14 protein-coding genes are annotated in these 16940 nt (G+C 69.0%); 8 read left to right on the top strand and 6 right to left on the bottom strand.

All coding sequences use genetic code 11. From position 1 onward, the window contains the following. Positions 1 to 48: 48 nt before the first annotated feature. Positions 49 to 912: an NAD(P)-dependent oxidoreductase gene (locus Pth03_RS31185; RefSeq protein WP_275413252.1), complete on the bottom strand. Its 864-nt coding sequence runs from the start codon at positions 910 to 912 to the stop codon at positions 49 to 51. Between the two features lie 59 nt (positions 913 to 971). Here Pth03_RS31185 and Pth03_RS31180 point away from each other — a divergent pair, with 59 nt between their 5' ends. The 3 genes from Pth03_RS31180 to Pth03_RS31170 all read left to right on the top strand — a co-directional run bounded on the left by Pth03_RS31180 (position 972) and on the right by Pth03_RS31170 (position 4078). Beyond that, complete coding sequence (locus Pth03_RS31180; RefSeq protein ID WP_203948017.1) at positions 972 to 2243, top strand: NUDIX domain-containing protein; 1272 nt, start codon at positions 972 to 974, stop codon at positions 2241 to 2243. A 108-nt stretch (positions 2244 to 2351) separates the two neighbouring features. After that, entirely contained in the window at positions 2352 to 2795 is a 444-nt protein-coding gene (locus tag Pth03_RS31175; protein ID WP_203948016.1) for a CBS domain-containing protein, read from the top strand. Further along, positions 2792 to 4078 carry an ArsB/NhaD family transporter gene (locus Pth03_RS31170; protein ID WP_203948015.1) on the top strand — a complete coding sequence of 429 codons (1287 nt, stop codon included), beginning with the start codon at positions 2792 to 2794 and terminating at the stop codon, positions 4076 to 4078. The genes Pth03_RS31175 and Pth03_RS31170 overlap by 4 nt, the downstream gene beginning before the upstream one ends. On the opposite strand, the gene Pth03_RS31165 is transcribed toward Pth03_RS31170, so the two are convergent. Next, positions 4066 to 4902, bottom strand: a complete 837-nt coding sequence (locus tag Pth03_RS31165; protein ID WP_239119493.1) for an NAD(P)H-binding protein — start codon at positions 4900 to 4902, stop codon at positions 4066 to 4068. The two genes, Pth03_RS31170 and Pth03_RS31165, sit on opposite strands and share 13 nt — an antisense overlap. Positions 4903 to 5060: 158 nt before the next feature. Between Pth03_RS31165 and Pth03_RS31160 the strand changes: the two genes are divergently transcribed. The 4 genes from Pth03_RS31160 (at position 5061) to Pth03_RS31145 (ending at position 10321) form a co-directional block, all read left to right on the top strand. Beyond that, positions 5061 to 5480, top strand: a complete 420-nt coding sequence (locus Pth03_RS31160) for a VOC family protein (RefSeq protein WP_203948014.1) — start codon at positions 5061 to 5063, stop codon at positions 5478 to 5480. Positions 5481 to 5610: 130 nt separating this feature from the next. Next, a complete protein-coding gene (locus Pth03_RS31155) occupies positions 5611 to 5970 on the top strand; it encodes a hypothetical protein (RefSeq protein WP_203948013.1) in 360 nt (119 codons plus the stop codon). A 455-nt stretch (positions 5971 to 6425) separates the two neighbouring features. Next, a complete protein-coding gene (locus tag Pth03_RS31150; protein ID WP_203948012.1) occupies positions 6426 to 6668 on the top strand; it encodes a hypothetical protein in 243 nt (80 codons plus the stop codon). A 530-nt stretch (positions 6669 to 7198) separates the two neighbouring features. Then, a complete protein-coding gene (locus Pth03_RS31145) occupies positions 7199 to 10321 on the top strand; it encodes a discoidin domain-containing protein (protein ID WP_203948011.1) in 3123 nt (1040 codons plus the stop codon). A 57-nt stretch (positions 10322 to 10378) separates the two neighbouring features. On the opposite strand, the gene zwf is transcribed toward Pth03_RS31145, so the two are convergent. The 4 genes from zwf to Pth03_RS31125 all read right to left on the bottom strand — a co-directional run bounded on the left by zwf (position 10379) and on the right by Pth03_RS31125 (position 14784). Then, positions 10379 to 11755 (bottom strand): glucose-6-phosphate dehydrogenase, encoded by a 1377-nt coding sequence (zwf, locus tag Pth03_RS31140; protein ID WP_203948010.1) that lies wholly within the window; start codon positions 11753 to 11755, stop codon positions 10379 to 10381. A gap of 183 nt (positions 11756 to 11938) precedes the next feature. Further along, positions 11939 to 12808, bottom strand: a complete 870-nt coding sequence (locus Pth03_RS31135; RefSeq protein ID WP_203948009.1) for a dihydrodipicolinate synthase family protein — start codon at positions 12806 to 12808, stop codon at positions 11939 to 11941. An 83-nt stretch (positions 12809 to 12891) separates the two neighbouring features. Further along, positions 12892 to 13899 (bottom strand): aldo/keto reductase, encoded by a 1008-nt coding sequence (locus Pth03_RS31130; RefSeq protein WP_203948008.1) that lies wholly within the window; start codon positions 13897 to 13899, stop codon positions 12892 to 12894. Between the two features lie 111 nt (positions 13900 to 14010). Further along, positions 14011 to 14784, bottom strand: coding sequence for an SDR family NAD(P)-dependent oxidoreductase (locus Pth03_RS31125; RefSeq protein ID WP_203948007.1), 774 nt, complete (start codon positions 14782 to 14784; stop codon positions 14011 to 14013). 348 nt (positions 14785 to 15132) lie between these two features. Between Pth03_RS31125 and Pth03_RS31120 the strand changes: the two genes are divergently transcribed. Then, positions 15133 to 16848, top strand: a complete 1716-nt coding sequence (locus Pth03_RS31120; protein WP_203948006.1) for an ArnT family glycosyltransferase — start codon at positions 15133 to 15135, stop codon at positions 16846 to 16848. Positions 16849 to 16940: the final 92 nt, after the last annotated feature.

The raw sequence follows: 16940 nt of genomic DNA, 5'->3' as shown, positions 1-16940 counted from the left end.
CTCTCCTGATCTCGCGAATACGGCACTTGAGTAGCACACGTCACTTGGTCAGCGTGTGCCGCGCCTGACCAATTCCACGACGGCGGCGACGTCGGAGTCCGCCCAGCCCTCGTCGGCAGCCTCCTCGTACAACCGCTCGACGAGGTGGGCCAGCGGCAGCACGAGGCCGTGCGACTCCGCGATCTCCCGCGTGAGCCGTACGTCCTTGGCGCCGAGCAGCGTGGTGAACCAGCCGGCGTGATCGCCGCCGATGATGTCGTCCAGCCGGTTGTGGAGCAGGGGCGGCACGGACGGCCACTTGAAGAGCAGTTCGCGGAACGCCTTGCGGTCGATCCCGGCGGCCTCGGCCGTGGCGACGATCTCCGAGACCAGCACGATGTTGGACATGAGCAGGTAGTTGCTCAGCAGCTTCAGCGTGACCGCGCAGCCGGGGTCGTCACCGCAGTAGGTGAAGGAGGCGAAGGCGTCCCGCCAGATCGGGGTGATCCGCTCGACGGCCACACGGTCGCCGCCGAGCAGCGTCCTGGCGTTCCCCAGCACGACGTCGAGGGGGCCGCCGAGGATCGGCGCGGCGACGAATCTCCCGCCGGGCGCCAGGTCACGAAGGCTCCGCGACGTCGCAGGGGAGACGGTGCTGGTGTCGGCCACGACAAGGTCGTCCCGGCCCGACGCGGCCTCGGCCACCTGCTCCATGACCGCGTGGACGGCGTGATCGTCGGCCAGGGAGAGCACCACGGCCTGTGCGTTCCGGACCGCCTCGGCCGGAGACGGCGCCAAGGTCGCGCCCTCGTCGAGCACATCGGCGGCTTTGCCCGGGGACCGGTTCCAGACCGTGACGGAGAAGTGTTGCCTGAGCAGCCGCTCGGCTAGCGCCCGGCCCATTCTGCCCATCCCCAAAACCGCGATCCGCATAAATCATCCCCCCGTCCGATTCTCACCTTCTGCTGGTCAGGACCGACGCGGGGGTGGGCATGCAGCAGGATGAGCACATGCATCCCGTACGGCACAGCGTCCGCGCGATCCTCTTCGACGGCGACGAGATCATCCTTTTCCGGCGGATCAGGCCGGGTGTGGAGCCGTACTGGATCACGCCGGGAGGCGGCGTCGAGCCGTCGGACGCCGGCCCGGAGGCGACCCTGCGCCGCGAGCTCGACGAGGAGCTGGGCGCGGTCGCCGGCCCCGCGCTGAGGGTGTTCTCCGTGGCCGAGCCGGGCAGGCTCAGCGCCTTCTACGCCTGCCGGCTCGTGAGCATGGACCTGACCCGGCGGAGCGGTCCCGAGTTCCTCGATCCAGCCGCCGGGGTCCACGAGATCGTCCGGGTGCGCCCGGAGAAGGCCGCCGACCTCAACCTGGTGCCGCCGGAGCTGGCCGGTTTCCTCACGGAGAACGCCGAGACGCTGCCCGCGCTGCTGGACGCGGCGACCTACGCCCCCGGCCGTTACCGCCCGGTCGTCGACGTGCACCTCCTGCTGTTCGACGACGCGGGCCGGGTGCTCCTCGGCCGCCGCCAGGGCACGGGTTATGCGGACGGCGAGTGGCAGATCATGCCGTCGGGCCACTTGGAAGAGGGGGAGTCGGTGATCGAGGCGACGGCCAGGGAGGCCAGGGAAGAGCTGGGCGTCGAGGTCTCCGGCCTGACCGTGGCCCACGTGATGCATCACCGCAACCCCGGCGGCACGGCGCGGATCGGGATGTTCCTGGTGGCCGAGACCGTCCACGGCACGCCGGTCAACGCCGAGCCCCACAAGTGCGCCGAGCTGGGCTGGTTCCCCGTCGACGACCTGCCGTCGGCCACGGTGCCCTACGCGCGGGCGGGCGTGGAGGCCGTCAGGGACGCCCCCGGCTTCTCCCTCCACGGCTGGGCCCTGCCCGTCGCCGCCCACCTGGAGGCCGAAGCCGTACGAGCCGGGTTCGCGGAGACGTCGGTGACGCTCATCGCGCATCGGGCCGGGCACGTGCTCGTGCTCTCCGACGGCGAGGCCGACCGCCTGCCGTCCCTCGTCGTACGGCACGGCCGGAGCCTGGCCGACGCCGTAGCCGAGCTCGCTCAGGGAGACGCGGAGTTCGCGGGCGCGGACGACTACGTGACTTTGGACGGCAGGCTGGGCAGGCGATTCGCCTTCGCCGCGCCCTTGGCCGGCGACCCGCCCGCGACGGGCCGTCTGATTCCGCTCTCCTCCGTCGGCACGAGCCGGCTGCCCCGTGCCGAGCAGATGCTGATCGAAAGCTGGTTCGGCGGGTAAAACACGTCGAAGGTGTGCCGGGAAGTCTGGTCGGCGGAAAGTGTCGTCAACGGCAGGAGTCCGACTGATGGATGCCGCACAGCCGTGCTCCGTGAGCGGGTGAGCGATATGCGCGCACACGATCTCGTCGCACCTTTCCCGACCGTGACCCTCGACCTGCCGGTCGAGCAGGCGGCCCGCCTGCTCGCCGACCAGGACCTGCCCGGCCTGATCGTGCTCGACGAGCGGGGCCGGCCCTTCTCGATCCTGCCCGGCACGCAGGTGCTCAGGCTGGCGGTGCCGCGCTACTGCCAGGACGATCCGGCGCTCGCGCGTGTGATCGACGAGGCGCACGCCGACACGTTCCTGCGCGCCCTGGGGGAGCGCACGGTGCGCGACTCCCTGCCCGGGCGGCCGCGCGAACTGCCGGTGACCGACCCCGACGCGACGCTCCTGGAGGTCGCGGCCCTCATGGCGCGCACCCACAGCCCGGTCGTCGCCGTCGTGGACGGCGGCGAGCTCCTCGGCGCGATCACCCTCCAGGCGCTGATGGACCGGCTGGTCGGCACATGACGTGGACCGCCTGGGCCTCGACGGTCGTCTTCGTCGGGGCCTACGTCCTCATCGCCACGGAGAAGATCCACCGGGTCAAGACAGCCCTCGGCGGGGCGGCGATCATGCTGCTCCTGCACGCGACCACATCCCGCTCCGCGTTCTTCTCCGAGCACTCGGGGGTCGACTGGAACGTCGTCTTCCTGCTGCTCGGCATGATGGTGATCGTCGGCGTGCTCCGCCAGACGGGCGTCTTCGAATATCTGGCGATCTGGGCGGCCAAGCGCGCCCGAGGCCGGCCGTTCCGCCTCATGGTGCTCCTGCTGATCATCACCGCCGGGGCGTCGGCCCTGCTCGACAACGTCACCACGGTGCTGCTGATCGCGCCCGTGACGTTCCTCGTGTGCGAGCGCCTGGGGTTGCCGGTCGCGCCCTTCCTGATCGCCGAGGCCATGGTGTCCAACATCGGCGGCACCGCCACCCTGGTCGGCGACCCGCCCAACATCATCATCGCCAGCCGGGCCGGGCTCACCTTCAACGACTTCCTGATCCACCTCGCGCCGCTCGTCGTCGTGCTGGTGGTCGTCTTCGTCGGGTTGTGCCGGGTCATGTTCAGGAAGTCCTTCGTCTACGATCCGGAGCGCGCCGCCGAGATCATGCGGCTCGACGAGAAGGCCGCCATCCGCGACCGGCGCATGCTCGCCCAGAGCATCGCCGTGTTGTGCGTCGTGGTCGCCGCGTTCGTCCTGCATCCCGTGCTGCACTACGAGCCGTCCGTCGTGGCCCTGCTCGGCGCCGGACTGCTGGTGCTCGTGACCCGGGTGACCACGGAGGACGCCATCCGCGAGGTCGAATGGCCGACGCTCGTCTTCTTCGCGGGGTTGTTCGTGATGGTGGGCGCGCTCGTCGAGACGGGCGTGATCGAGCGGATCTCCTCCGCGGCCGCCGAGGTGACGACCGGCAGGCTCGGCCTCACCACGATGGTCTTGTTGTGGGCGTCGGCCGCGTTGTCCGGCATCGTGGACAACATCCCCTACGTCGCCACGATGAGCCCCATCGTGTCCGACCTCGTCCACAACACCCCCGGAGACGCCACCGTGCTCTGGTGGGCCCTCGCGCTGGGCGCCGGCCTCGGAGGCAACGCCACGGCGGTGGGCGCGTCGGCCAACGTGGTGATCCTCGGCCTCGCCGAACGCAACAACGCCAGGATCAGCTTCTGGGAGTTCACCAAATACGGCCTGGTGGTGGCCGCGATCACCGTCGCGATCGCCATGCCGTACCTGTGGGTGCGCTATCTGATCTGAGCGCTGAGGGCCGCGGCGACGGCCTGCCTGAGGGTCGTGGGGGACCGGCCCAGCAGCAGCGCCAGGTCGTCCGTCTGCGTCTCGAGCATCCCCGCCCGCGCCTGGCCGTGCAGCCAGCCGAGGGCGCCGGGGACTGCGGCGTCCCCCCGGTAGGAGACCGGGCGGCCCGCCACCTCGGACAACACGTCCACAAGCTGTGGATAAGTCCACAGCGGGCCGGTGAGGTCGTAGGCGTGGCCCAGGTGGCCGTCCTGGGTGAGCACGACGGCCGCCGCCTCGGCGAGATCGGCACGCAGGGCGGTGTTGAGTCCGCGTCCACCCGTGCCGCTGGTCAGCTCCCCCGACGCGACGGCCTCGCGCAGGCCCGCGTTGATGAACGCCTCGCTGTAGAAGGGGTTGCGCACCACCGTGTACGGCAGGCCGGAGGCGAATATCGCCCGCTCGGTGGCGTGGTGAGCCTCGGCGACGCCCGTGTCGCCCACGTCGGCGCCGAGGACGCTCGTGTAGACGACCGACGAGACCCCGGCCTCGCCCGCCGCCTCGATCGCCGCCGTGTGCTGGGCGATCCTGCGGCCCGGGTCGAGCTCGGGCGACGAGATCAGCAGCAGGCGGGCGGCTCCCTTGAACGCCTCCCGCAGGCTGCCCGCGTCGTCGTAGTCGCCCCGGCGCACCTGGACCCCGCGGCCGGCGAGGTCGGCGGTACGGCCGGGATCGCGCACCGCGGCGACAATCTGCCCGGCGGGAACGCGGGAGACGAGATCGCCGATCACCAGGCGACCGAGCGCCCCCGATGCGGCCGAGACAACGATCAACGTGTCGTTCACGCCGCACACATTGGGGGTCCGGGCAGCCGCCCGGCAACTCATTTACGGCCCCGCCCGCCAACGCTTGCGACGCTCTGTCTCGGTGTTCGGCACCCGAGCTGTCGACACGCGCCAGAATGATCTCGGCTGATCCACACGAACGATCGAGGAGAGGCGCCATGAGCGAGCACCCGATCTCCGCCCAGGGATACGGACCCGACCACCGGTCCCCGTACGGCTACGGCCTGCACCACGTGCTGCTGGCCATCCCGAAGGACAGCGAGGAGGAGTGCCGGGCGTTCTACGTGGGCGTGCTCGGCATGCTCGAGATCGACAAGCCTCCTGCGCTCAAGGCCCGCGGCGGACTGTGGGTGCGCGCCGACACCCTGGAGATCCACCTCGGCGTGGAGCAGGGGTTCCGGCCCGCGCGCAAGGCGCATCCGGGCATCCGCGTCACCGGCCTGGACGAGCTCGCCGAACGCCTGGCCGGCCGCGGGGTGGAGGTCGTCTGGGACGGCGACTTCCCCGGGCACCGTCGCTTTTACGCGGACGACCCGGTGGGGAACCGGCTCGAATTCATCGAAAGAGACGCCGGCTGATCTTCGTCCGGATACACGACAAAGAGCCGGTAATCATCTCCGCCATAGACCTCCGCGCGGGGGTCCCCGCACCACCAGAGGGTATGCAGCCTGACGTCACTGACGTCTGGGCCTTTGGGGGGTGCGCGCGATGAGAGGTTCTCTTGCGGGGAATCCGCTCGCTGCGATGGTCGTCGGCATGCGGCGCGCGGCGCTGACCGTGGCCGTCGTCGCGATCGCCGGGTTCGTCGCCGCACCTCAGCAGGTCGCGATGGCATCCGACCCCAACGAGGGTCACGGCACCGGAAACGGCAACGGGCCGGTGTGGAGCCGCAACCAGGGCCAGCACAACCAGAACGCACCGGCCATCAACAGCCCGACCACCGTCGTGGGCGTTCAGCAGGTGAACAGCGTCAGCGAGAACACGAACACGCAGAACGGCCTGTGCAGGAAGGGCTTCCGCTTCTGCAAGATCAAGCAGAAGATGCGGCTCTCGCGTCGCGGGTGGTGACGCGGCGGCGGCCCGAAATGGTTGCTCACCGCGGTCAATGTCTTCGCACGTGATCCACCAGCCGTCTCCCGGGCGCTGGGAATCATGCGGCAATAACGTGCGCCCCGGCATATCAGCGGCATGTCCCCCGCCTGACCTGCTCGTAAGCTGGCCGTCGTTTGAGATCGCGAGGCCGATTCAGCGGGGGGCGGACGATGATGTGCCAGAGTGACGGCAGGGCACGCGGGATGAAAAGCGCCGCGACACGTTTTCTGGTCGGCGCCTCCGCCTCGGCCGCTCTCGTGGCGATCGTGGCTCCGATCTCCGCCGGTGCGGCCACGCCGAAGCCGCCGCGTACGACCGCCGCGGGTTCTGACACCGGAGGCGACCCGACCGGTGCGGACGGCCCCACTGTTGCCACGGAAAATCACGGCTACCAGCACACGTCGAGCTCCTCCACGGATGGGACGACCGCCGTGCAGAACGCGCTGTGCCGCAACACCAAGGTCTGCAACATAAAGCAGAAGGTCATCGTGATGACCCCGGAGAAGACGATCGAAGTCACCCCGTCATCCACACCGACACCGGAGCCGGTCGTGACGGAGCAGGCCACCATCCTGCCCGCGCCGGTGGCCACGCCGCAGACGGCGCCGCTGCTCAGTCTGGGGATCTTCATCGGCCTGAACGCCGATTCTCCGGCGCCGGCCCTCTCTCCGTGACGCCTCCGTGTGACCAAGACGGCGATGGTTCGCGGGGATGGGTCAGGCCGTGTGCCTGTTGGTGGCAACGGGACGTTGATCTGCCTGAGGGACGTGGGCTTCGCTGCTATGAGATCGAAGGCGCGACTGCGGTACGGATAGGGGTTCGCTACCCCAATTGGAACTCTCAGGACGTGGCGGACGACTCTGATCGTCTCCGCAAGGTCGGCCTGTTGCTGATCACCAGTGCGGCATCGGAGTCCATGTGAAACACCACGGAAAAGACGCCGACATCCTCACGAACTACAGCATCCCCAGCTTCGTTATCCAACGGTGATCTAACCGACATCTTGACACTTGTGTCGACCACGATCACTCTCGCGGGAGAGCGCTCTCCCACCTTCCACGAGACATGACCGGCACTTCGGCGGCGGCATGTCGTGACCCCCTCCGCAAGCCCTTCGCGGCCTCTCCCGGCCTGCCCCGGCATCACGGCCCCTCAGCAGGCGCGGCTTCCCCGGGTCGCGACCCGTCCGAACGAGGAGATGCGCATGGAGCCCCCGACCCGTCCCGCCACACGACCCCCAGGGCGCCCTTCCCTCCTGGTGGCGGCCTTCGCCGTACTGACGTTGATCTTCAGTGGTGCGGCGGTCACGCTGGCGACGCCGGCCGGCGCGGCGGCCTCCCTGCTGTCGCAGGGCAAGACGGCCACCGCGTCCTCGACCGAGAACGCCGGAACCCCGGCGTCGGCCGCCGTCGACGGCAACCCCGGCACCCGCTGGTCCAGCGCCGCGGCCGACCCGCAATGGCTCCAAATCGATCTCGGCGGTACGGCGAACATCTCGCAGGTCGTGCTGACCTGGGAGACCGCCTACGCCACGGCCTTCCAGATCCAGACGTCCAGCAATGCCACGACCTGGACATCCGTCTACTCCACGACCACGGGCACCGGCGGCACCCAGACCCTCGACGTCACCGGAACCGGCCGCTACATCCGCATGTACGGCACGGCCAGGGCCACCGGATGGGGCTACTCCCTGTGGGAATTCGCCGTCTACACCGGGGACACGGGAGGCCCCGGCGGACCAGGTGGACCGGGTGATCCCGGGAATCCCGGTGTGACGCCGATCTCCGCCTTCAAGCAGGTGTCGGCCTCTTCGTGGGAGGGCGGCAACGCCCCGGCCGCCGCACTCGACGGACGCACCAACACCCGCTGGTCCAGCCAGTTCGCCGAGAACCAGTGGCTGCAGGTCGACCTGGGCGGCTCCGCGACGATCACCGGCGTGACGCTCAACTGGGAGTCGGCCTACGCCACCGGCTATCACATCGACGTGTCCGACAACGGCACGACGTGGACTCCGATCTACACCACGACTACCGGCAAGGGCGGCGTCGAGAACCTCAATGTGTCCGGCAGAGGCCGCTACGTGCGGTTCTTCGGCACGGCCCGGGCCACCGGCTACGGCTACTCCCTCTGGGAGTTCCAGGTCTTCGGCACGGTGGACACCTCGGCCGCCACCGCGCCCCTGCTCTCCCGGCCCACGAAGGCTCCCGCGACCACCGGCCAGTTCGCGCTGGCGGCCCCCGCGGACCGCGCGATGATCACGAACACACGCCGGCCGGCGTTGTCGTGGGCTGCCGTGCCGGGCACTACGCGGTACGAGGTGTGGATCAACGTCAGCCGCACCGACTACGACTTCACCGCACCGGGCAAACTCCTCGACCTCTACACCAAGGTCGCCGAGACGACGAGCCCGACCTACACCCCGACCTGGGACATCACCGATCGCTGGACCTACAAGTGGTTCGTCGTCGCGGTGAGCGGCTCCGGGGCGACGACCACGTCGAACATCCGCACGTTCAGCGTCTATCTGCCCGACATCGAGGCCGTGGCCGACGGCGTGAACATCGTGGGCGGCGCTCGCGACCTCAACAAGAACGGCACCATCGAGCCGTACGAGGACTGGCGTCAGCCGGTCGAGACCCGCGTCAACGACCTTCTCGGCAGGATGACCACCGAGGAGAAGGCGTACCAAATGTTCTACGTCGCCCAGACCTACCCCCAATCGGGGTGGCACTTCGGCCCGGCGCTTCCGGCCGACCTCCACAACGTGCTGCTCGGCGCGGCGGGCACCCGCCTCGGCATCCCGCCCGTCTCGGCGGGCGACACCATCGCCGGATACCAGACCACCTATCCGCTCCAGAGCGCCCTGGCGGCGGGCAAGGACTACGCGCTCGACTACAAGCTGGGCGACATGCAGCGGCGTGAGGAACTCGAGGTCGGCGCACGCGGCGTGCTCGGTCCCCTCGCCGAGGTCGGCACGAAAGTCCTGTATCCCCGCATCCAGGAGGGCAACGGCGAGAACGCGGACGTCGCCGCGGCCCAGGTGAGGGCGCTGGTCGCGGGCCTTCAGGGCGGCCCCGAGCTCAACCCGGGCTCGGTCCTCGCGACCGTCAAGCACTGGCCCGGGGAGGGCGCCGGCGGCGAGGCCGGCATCACCTTCGACGCGGTGACCATCAAGTACCACATGATCCCGTTCCGGGCCGCGATGGACGCCGGAGCGGTCAACATCATGCCCGGCTACGCGGGCAGTTCCTACCTCGACCCCGGCGGCCCCGGCGCGGGCGACAGCAAGCCGATCCTCGACTACCTGCGCAACAACCTGGGCTACACCGGGCTCATCACCACCGACTGGCTGCCGTACGGCGCCTGGATCAACGCGGCGAACGCCGGATCGGACGTGATGGGCGGCGCCGACCCGGGCACGGCCGGCTTCTCGATGGCGAACTTCATCTCCAGCGTGCCCGTCGCCCGGATCAACGACGCCGTCACCCGCGTCCTGCGGCTGAAGTTCCAGCTCGGCATCTTCGACCATCCGTACGGCGACCCGGTGAACGGTCCGTACCGGTTCCACCAGCCGTCCTACGTCGCGTTGGCCAACCAGGCCGCGCGCGAGTCGATCACGCTACTGAAGAACACCAACTCCGCCTTGCCGATCAAGCTCAAGGCGGGAGACAACATCGTGGTCGCGGGCCCCCGCGCCACCGACGGCACCGCCTGCTGCATCTGGACCAGCTACTTCCACGAGGAGCAGGGCTCGCTCAACCTGCTCAATGCGATCAAGGCACGCGCGGCCACGGCCGGCGTCAACGTCTACCAGGACACCGGGCCTGCACCCAAGCTCGCCGTCGTCGCCGTCGGCGAGCCGACCTACACCCACGGCACCGCATGGGTGAAGGAGCAGCCTTACCTGCCCGCCGACCAGGTCGCCGTCATCCGTAACTTCCACGACCAGGGCATCCCGGTCGTCGTGGTCATGGACCTGCCCCGTCCCACCGTGATCACCGACTGGTACGGCCTGGCCGACGCCATCGTGATGACCTACCGCGGCGGCGAGGAAGTCGGGCCCGCCACGGCGAGCCTGCTGTTCGGCGACTACACCCCGCGCGGGAAGCTGCCCTGGCAACTCCCGCGCAGTGTCGACCAGATCCTCAGGCCAGGCGGCACTGACGTGCTCGCGGACGCCGTGGAGGACTGGAACATCCCGTACGACCTGGGCGCCACCGCCGCCGAACGCGCCGACATCCGGGCGAAGATCGACGCTGGGCAACCGGTGCCCAGCACCTACGGAAACCCGCTCTATCCGTACGGCGCCGGCCTGCAGGGCTGGTGATGTGAGGAAACGAACACGACCCGGCGGGGCACCCGCCGGGTCGTGGGTCGGCGGTAATCAGCCGATGGGCGTGTGCCACCCCTGGGCGGGCAGGTTCGCCTCGTCCGGCCCCCACGCCCCCTCCTGGTAGGTGAGGACGTCGCCGGGCAGGTCGAGGACGGGCTCGACGATGCGCCACTCCTGCTCGATGAGCTCCTCGCGGGCGAAGCGCACGTGCCGGCCGTCCATCGCGTCGTCGAGAAGCCGCTCGTAGGCGTCGGGCCGCGGTCCGAGGACGTCGCCGAAGTTCACCGACAGATCCACCGGCCGGCCCGTCACCTCGACGCCCGGGTTCTTGACCTGTAGGGACATCGTGATGCCGTCGGCGCGCCCGAGCCGGAAACGCAGCAGGTTGGCCGCGGGCTCGACCGAGCCGGACGCCGGGATCAGGGTCTGCTGCGGCTGCTTGAACTCGACGACGACCTCGGTCGCGTTCTTCGGCAGGAGCTTCCCGGTGCGCAGGAAGAACGGCACCCCGGACCAGCGCGGGTTGTCGATCGTCAGCCGGGTGGCGACGAACGTATCGACGTGCGAGTCCGGCGCCACGCCCGGCTCGTCGCGGTAGCCGGCGTACTGCCCGCGTACGGTCGTGTCCGGCGAGAGCGGAGCGACCTGCCGCAGCACCGCGACCTCGGCCTCACGGAAGCTTTCGGGGTCGCTTCCGGCCGGCGGCTCCATCGCGAGCAGGGCGACGATCTGCAGCACGTGGTTCTGCAGCACGTCGCGCGTCGCGCCTACCTTGTCGTAGAAGCCCGCCCGGCCCTGCGTGCCGAAGCTCTCGGCGACGGTGACCTGGATGTTGTCGATGTGCTCCCGGTTCCAGAGCGGCTCGAAGAGCCGGTTGCCGAACCGGAAGACGCTGAGGCCTTCGACCGGCTCCTTGCCGAGGTAGTGGTCGATGCGGAAGATCCGGTCCGGTGCGAACACGCCGCGCAGGGTGTCGTTGAGTGCGCGGGCGGACGCAAGGTCGTGGCCGAACGGCTTCTCCACGACGACCCGGCCGCGCTCAGCCAGACCGGCGCCGGCGATGCCCTGCACGACCGCGCCGAAGACCGCCGGAGGGATGGCGAGGTAGAACACGGGCCGCTGCGCGCTGTCGAGCGCGTCGGCGAGCCGCTGGTAGGTCGCGGGATCGGCGTAATCGCCGGAGATCATGGTCAACCGCTGCGCAAGGGTGTCGAAGACGTCCTCATCGATCACGCCGCCGGACTCGGTTATCGACTTACGAGCCGCGGTGACGAGCTGCTGGTCGTCCCAGGGGGAGCGGGCGACGCCGATGACCGGCCCGTCCAGCCGGCCGCGGCGGGTCAGCTCGTACAACGCCGGGAACAGCTTCTTGGAGACCAGGTCTCCGGTCACGCCGAACAGCACCGTTGCGTCAGAACGCACGTCCATGGATCGGACTCACCTCAAGGTGTGGAATCTCTTTACCACGCGCATAACCGCTGGCCAGATCCCTCAATTCCCGTCGACCCAAAGCTGCGCAGGGGCTGAGGCAACCGCTGTCCACATCCGGCGCCTGCCGATCGGCCGGCATCATCTGATGATCGGCGAATGCGCGGACCGGGCTGACGTGGTTCACGCATACTTCTCGACCGCTCTGCGCAACTCGGCGAGCATCGAGTCCGACGGCTGCTCCACCGCCATGCGGGTGTAGCCGGCGTCGATCCCGCGCATCCGCAGGGCGGCCTTCAACCGGGCCGGGTTGCCGGCGGTCAGGTCCACAACGTGGTCGACCTGCTTCTGCGCCGCCTCCGCCGCGGTCGAGTCGCTCTGCGCCAAGGCCGATCTGAGCCGGACGAACGGTTCGGGGAACGCCGAGGCGACGCTGGAGATCACCCCGGCCAATCCGTGCTCCTGAGTGGCCGCCAGCAACGCGTCCGCCCCGGCGAACAGGTCGAAGTCGTCTGGTACGGCGGCGCGGTAACGGTCCAGCCGGGAGAGCGGCTCATCGCTGATCTTGGCGCCGCGCACGTTCGGCAGCTCGGCGATGCGAGCCAGCAGGTCGTCACTGACCACGACGCCCGTGCGCGCGGTGAAGACGTAGACGTAGACGTCCATCCCGTCCGCCGCCGCGCTGATCTGCTCGAAGAAGTTCAGCACCGCCGCGTCCGTCGTCGGCAGGTAGTACGGCGTGATCGCGGCGACCGAGCGTGCGCCGCAGCCGCGTGCGTCCCCGATCAGGTCGAGCACCTCGCGGGCGCTCGACGCGCCGACGTGCACCACGTTTTCCACCCCGCCCAGCTCCTCCGCGCCCAGTTCGACGAGCGCACGCCGTTCTGCGCGTTCGAGCGAGGGGAACTCGCCGGTCGTCCCGAGGGTGAACGCACCGTCGACTCCGCTGGCCGCGACGAAGCGCAGGATGCGGCGCGATGCCGCCAGATCGAGGGTGCCGTCGGCGGCGAAACCGACCGGCGCCGCAGTGAGGATCTTCCGTCCCAGGTTCATGCCACGCCTTCCTGAAGTGCCTGCATCGGCAGGCCGCTGGACACCACGGTCTCATGCACCTTGTCGCCGGCTGCCGATGGAAGTCAGGAGGCGGGCACGGGGGCATCCGGCGCGATGAGGCTCTCCTGGCGCAGGGCCGTCCAGAACTCCACCGGGATCTTCTCGCCGATCGCGGCGACGTCCTCGGCGGCGTGGCTGGGCCGAGAGGACCCGGGGATGACCGCCCGGGTGGCGCGATGGGCCAGGGAGAACTGGAGCGCGGCGGCCTTGACGCTGATGCCGTACTGCTCACACAGAGCCCTGATGCGCTCCACCTTGTCCACGACGGCTCGGGACGCCTCCTCGTATTCGAAGTGGTCCCCGCCGGCCGTGATTCCGGAACTGTAAGGGCCGCCGACCACGATGTCGACGTTCTGCTCTACAGCTTCGGGCATGAGCCGCTGCAGAGCGCGCCGGTGGTCCAGCAGGGTGTATCGCCCCGCCAGCAGGAAGGCGTCCGGTCGCGGCTCGTCCAGCTCAAGGGTGACCTCCAGCGGCTCGACCCGGTTGACGCCCAGGCCCCAGCCCCTGATGACGCCCTCGTCCCGGAGTTGCTGCAGCGCGCGGAAGGCGCCGGTGCGCGCCTGGTCGTAGACGGCCGGCCACTCGTCGCCGTGGAAATCGGGGGCGACGTCGTGCACCCAGACGATGTCGATGCGGTCGAGGCCGAGCCGCTCAAGGCTGTCCTCGATCGATCGGCGGGCGCCGTCGGCGCTGTAGTCGTAAACGATCTTGTTGGGGCGGCCGTGCTCGAAAAGGCCGCCCTTCTCGCCCAGACCACGGGCCGCGGGGTCTTCGATCTCATCCAGGATGAGCCTGCCGACCTTGGTGCTCAGGACGAACTCGTCGCGCGGATGTGCAGTGAGCACCTGTCCGAGCCGGCTCTCGGCCAGGCCCGCGCCGTAGAAGGGGGCGGTGTCGAAGTAACGAATGCCGTGGTCCCAGACGGCCTGCACGGTGGCGATGGCCTCCTCCTCCGGGATGGCCCGGTACATGTTGCCCAGCGGCGCGCTGCCGAAGCCCAGAGGGCTGGGCAGGAACTCGATGCTCATGCCGGCGACCCTTTCTGCGTGTTACGTTCCTTCGCTTCCCTGGCGATATCCACAAAAAGATCCACAATGCAGGGATTGCGACGTGTTGGCGGTTCTCAACGGCGATGAAAGTCACGGGAGGATGGTCGGGATCATGCCGCCGTCGACGCTGAGCGCGGCGCCGGTCGTGGCCGAGGACTGATCCGACGCGACGTACGCGATGAGGTTGGCCACCTCTTCGGGCCTGATCAGGCGGCCCAGCAGCGAACCCGCAGTGCGGCCCTGGCTGACGAACCTGTGTTCCTGCTCGGCCGGATCGAGACCGGGATAGAGGTCGGCCCACATCTTCCGTATGCCCTCGCTGAGGGTCGGCCCCGGAAGGACACTGTTCACGGTGACCCCGGTGCCGGCGACCTGCTGGGCCATCCCGCGTGACAGCGCCAGCTGTGCCGTCTTCGTCATCGCATAATGGATCATGTTCGTCGGGGGTTGGACGCCCACCTCGCTGCTGACGAAGATCACCCGACCCCACCCGCGGCCGACCATCCTCGGCGCATAGTGCCGCGCCAGCCGTATCCCGGACAACACGTTGACCTGGTAGATCCGCAACCACTCGTCGTCGGTGATCTCGAACACCGGCTGGATGGTGTAGATCCCCACGTTGTTGACCAGGATGTCGACGTCGGGCAGCTGCTCGGTCAGCGTCGCGGTTCCGTCCGCGGTGCCGACGTCGGCGGCGATCCCGCGCACGCCGAGCCGCTTCGCGGCCTCCGCGACGCGCTCGGGGCTCACGCCGTTGATCACGACGTCGGCGCCGGAACCCGCCAGCGCCTCCGCGGTGGCCTCACCGATCCCGGAGGTGGACCCGGTGACCAGCGCGGTGCGCCCACTCAGGTCGATCTTCATCGAACGTGCCCCCACCTGCGTCTCGACCGACGCGTCCGTGTGCTCCTTTCGTTCCGCCCTATCCGTACGGAGATCCACAATTCAGGAGTTGGGCAACACTTGAACAAGGGCGAGCTCCGCGTGTGGGCCAGGCGAAGGGCTACGTCGGGAGTGATCACGTACTTGGTCGGCCAAGAAGGCGGTCCCGCTCGGTTGTGCCGGGTCCCGGAACCGCGTCGGACCTCAGAAGTAAAGCTTTTGAGCTGGATGCGAGCGCACCAGTGGACGATTGATGAAGGAAGCGTGAATCATGGATGTCCCTAATAGACCCGATAACGGGGCATAGTGCCATGCTGGTAAGTTCCGCGTGTGAACGACTCGGGCTTCCTCAGGCTTCCTCGCGGCACCCGCAATCTCCTCCGGCCGACGAGCTTGAGCGCCGCACTCGTCACATGCGTACTACTCGGGTTCTCCGTGGCGACCGCCCAACTGACCGGAGACATCAGGTACGTCCTTGCGTGCCTGCGCACCGGCGGGGCCGCCGGCTTCTCGCCGTCGGAGACCTTCACCCATCGGCCGTACTTCTACCGCTGGTTCATCGCCGGTCTGGACGCGCTGACGCCGGACTCGCTCATGGTAGGGGAGATGGTCATCCGACTGGCCGGGGTCGCCCTGTGCGTGGTCGTGGGCCTGCTGCTGCGTTCGGGACTCAAGCGCCGTCTCGGGCCCCGGGACGCGACGCTGGCGGCCGCCATGGTGGCGCTGTGCCTGGCGCTCGCTCCCCGCAACGACTACCTGCAGCCGGAATGGACCGCGACACTGCTCTCGGTGTTGGCCGTAGCCCTGGTCCTCAGGTTCGACCGGCCGTGGGTGGGCGCAGCCGTGGCCTCCGCGCCTCTGGGTCTGGCGGTCATGATGAAGTACTCCACCGCGGCCGTGGCCATGATGGCGCTGCTGGTGGTCTTCGCCGCCGACAGGATGCGGGCGGTCCTTCTCGCCGTCGCCACAGCGGTGTCCGGGGTGGTGCTTCTCGGCTTCAGCTTCTGGTCGGGCTCACACGAACTGCAATGGGCACGCGACATGCCCCAGATGAACAAGGCGTCGCTTGCCAGGCAGGCGCTAGACCCGGGGTTCGTACTACACCGAAGCATCGAATATCTGGCCGACCGAATGCTTCTCAGCCCGATCGTCGCCCTGCTGCCGGCCGCGCTGGTGATGGTGCTGATTTTGACCCGGCAGGTCAGCCGGCGTAGACGCGCCGAATGGGCGGCGCTGGCCGTGCTGATCGTCCTCGGCTGTATCGCTGCGGTGGCCTTCCAAGGGAACTGGTTCATCTACCACAGTGCGGCGCTGCCGATCTGTGCCGCGGGGCTCTGGGGCCTGGCTGTCGCGCGGTCATACGCCGCGCACGGCCGGCCGCCGCTGTTCCTCATCGCTGTCACAGTGCTGCTGGCCGCGCTCGTCCCGTTCGCGGACAGCACTCTCAAGCCGCTGGTGAACGTGGGCACGGTCTGGCTGGCAGTCGGCATCGCCCTCGTCGCGGCGCTGGCCGACCTGCTTGTCGCCCGTCGCCGGGCACCCCTTCCCACTCCGAAGCGGCGCCAGAAAGCCGTGCCCCTGGTGGCCCTGGCTGGAGTCGTCTGCCTCGCCGCGCCTATCTGGCCCGGGTCACCGCACCTGGCAAGTGGCGGGCACGTGCAGTCCACGAACGCGGACTATTGGAGGCTGACCGAGGGAAGGGAAGCGGACGCTGCCGAGGTCAACCGCGAGGTCCCCGAGGGCGCGCCGGTGCTGTACCTCGCCTTCGGGGACGTGGCCTACTTCGTCCAGCACCCGGCGCAGTGCCGGTACCCGATCCCCACCTTCCTGCAACGGGTGAAGTTGGTGCCCGACGTCAAGAACCTTAAGTCGACCAAGGAGAACGACCATTGCATCACGGATAACCCGGCGGGCTATGCGGTGTTGCAACGCTCCTGGTTCCCGCTGACGCGGATCGACCCGAAGGTGACAAGGCAGATCAAGAACGTGTACGACTGCCCCAAGACGCTGCCGAACCAGTACCTGGTGGTGTGCCGCCGCCGGTAGGTCGCGGTGAGCTTGTCCCGCTTTCACGTGTAGCGGCCAGGCAGCCGCGGTCTGAGTGGAAGATCACCGGGCTGGCGGCGGTACCGCTACTG

Source organism: Planotetraspora thailandica (genome assembly GCF_016863335.1).
In the GTDB taxonomy this organism is placed as follows: Bacteria; Actinomycetota; Actinomycetes; order Streptosporangiales; family Streptosporangiaceae; genus Planotetraspora; species Planotetraspora thailandica.
This window is presented reverse-complemented; position numbering and strand designations above follow the sequence as displayed.